This window comes from Ferruginibacter sp. HRS2-29 (assembly GCF_024343615.1).
Taxonomy (GTDB): Bacteria; Bacteroidota; Bacteroidia; order Chitinophagales; family Chitinophagaceae; genus Ferruginibacter.
This window is the reverse complement of sequence record NZ_RJUB01000076.1, coordinates 1-1,963: the sequence shown is the minus strand read 5'-3', so window position 1 is coordinate 1,963 and position 1,963 is coordinate 1. Positions and strand designations below refer to the sequence as shown.

Annotated in this window: 2 protein-coding genes; one reads left to right on the top strand and one right to left on the bottom strand. The window is 31.7% G+C overall.

From position 1 onward, the window contains the following. Positions 1–806, top strand: an 806-nt coding sequence (locus EGI32_RS11010; RefSeq protein ID WP_255155426.1) for a hypothetical protein, incomplete at its 5' end; no start/stop codon positions are given. Here EGI32_RS11010 and EGI32_RS11005 read toward each other — a convergent pair. After that, positions 744–1,963 (bottom strand): aminotransferase class I/II-fold pyridoxal phosphate-dependent enzyme (locus EGI32_RS11005; RefSeq protein ID WP_255155425.1); only part of this gene is annotated, 1,220 nt, incomplete at its 5' end. The genes EGI32_RS11010 and EGI32_RS11005 overlap by 63 nt on opposite strands.

The following is a 1,963-nucleotide window of genomic DNA, read 5'->3' as shown; positions in this document are numbered from 1 at the left end:
AATCGGGACGACTTTTTGAAGCTTTTAATATGACTTTGCTTTACAGGTACTATTCAAAAAAAGAATTGTCAATAGTTAATTATTTGGGCAATGTTTTGGATCGGGTTGCTACGGACAATCATGAACTTAGAAAATCTGATCAAATTCAAAGAATAATTAAAGCATTAATATTTTATGCGAATTCAAATATAATTAGCTTAGAAGAAACTGTTTATACAATCGGTCAATTCGAGAATAAATCTGTAAGTTTTGACAGCTTACAGGATCAGTTGCAGTATCAAAACAATATTTATTTTCTGAAACAAAACATTGAGTCGCTACTTTTTGAGGAAAAGGATTTTATTAATATAGATCCTCTAAAAGAAATTTATTGCGAAATATCAATCGAAGAAAGGTATTATGAAGAGTTCAAACTTTTATTGAATGAATATTTCAATTCTGTCAGTAATGGATACGGGATACCAGAACTCAGTAATTATAACATCATTGGCACTAGAAAGGGCTCTTTAGTCATTGAAATAATTGGATATGCAATAGGTATTTATGTACTTATTACAATTCTTAAATCAATACTCATCAGAACGTTGGAAATAAAAGTTGAATATACTATCTACCGTAAAACGCACCAACTTTTAGAAGATAATAAGATGAGTCTTAAAGATTTGGAAGGAGATATCAATATTGTCCGTAGAATACTCAATAAACCTTCAGATGAAATAGTAACGAAAGCAAAACCATTGTCTTTATTGATGAAACAGTTTAGTGTCTTCCCGAATACACTTGTCAAGAGAAAAAAGCATATCTGAGATGTCGGAAAGCAAGTTGATTCGAAATCCAAACTTATTTTTTTGATCGAAAGAAAAATGAAAAGAAGGAAATGCAAGCACTCCATGCTTGAATAAAAAAGTTCTAATTATTGATTGTGGAAACACATTACAAATATTGTGTTCTTTATGAACAATCATCGTAAAATAACCACTGTTAGCATTGTAAAGTTTATATGGTGTGTCCATTAGGAATGCCTGAAGCAATTCGAAGTTGTCTTTGATAACTTTCTTATTATGTTGAATTATGCTTAATAATTCAGCTGCATTTTCCTTTTGATATAAGTTTTGTATTAGTTCTATTTGTGAAATACAGAATCCTCCATATACTTGGCTGGCCAAGTCTTCTATATCTGACGACAATCTGCTGGAGCAAAAAATAAGAGATGTTTTTATCCCATTTATCAAAAGTCTTTTCGTTAGGGATTCTATGAAAATAAATTTGCCCGCTTGTCTTAACAAACCTAGTTTGAAGCTATTCAATAAAAGGTTATCTCGGTTGCTCCATTCCATTCCTCCGAGTGAGTAGTCGCATAGCAACCAAATCTCTTTACTTTTGCAAGTTTCGGCAAGTAAAATATACGTAGCATCATTTATCTCAATGCCAGCGCTATAAATAGGATCTGAAAAAATAATTGCATCTATACTATTTGCTTCAATGGCTTTTTGGACATCGATAATATCAACCTTAAAATCCAGATAATCATAAAGATGGTAGTAGTATATGTTTGCTCCTAAATCTTTTAACGTATCTGGTATGGTGTAATAGGTTGGAGTAAATACTAAGAAATTTCTGACCCCCAATTTATACAAAGCTGAAAGACTTAAAAATAATGAAGCAGTGCCACTCACCGTGACAGCAATATTTTCCTTTTCGATATTGCAACGCCCCCTCTCTAATGAATGAAGTATTTGTTTTTTCAAATCCGATAGTTCATCTGAAAATATATATTTCAGAGAATCTTTAGCTTGAAATGCAAGTGAACTTTGTATTAATTTGTATGGGTACATTGCAAGAGGATTGATTGCATCCCAGTCTGAAATAAACAATGGTTCCTGCTTTTTTTTCTTACGGTATTGTCTTGCCAGTGTAAGTAACCAATCACTTGAGTAATCCATTGATAATAAATAGTTATCCT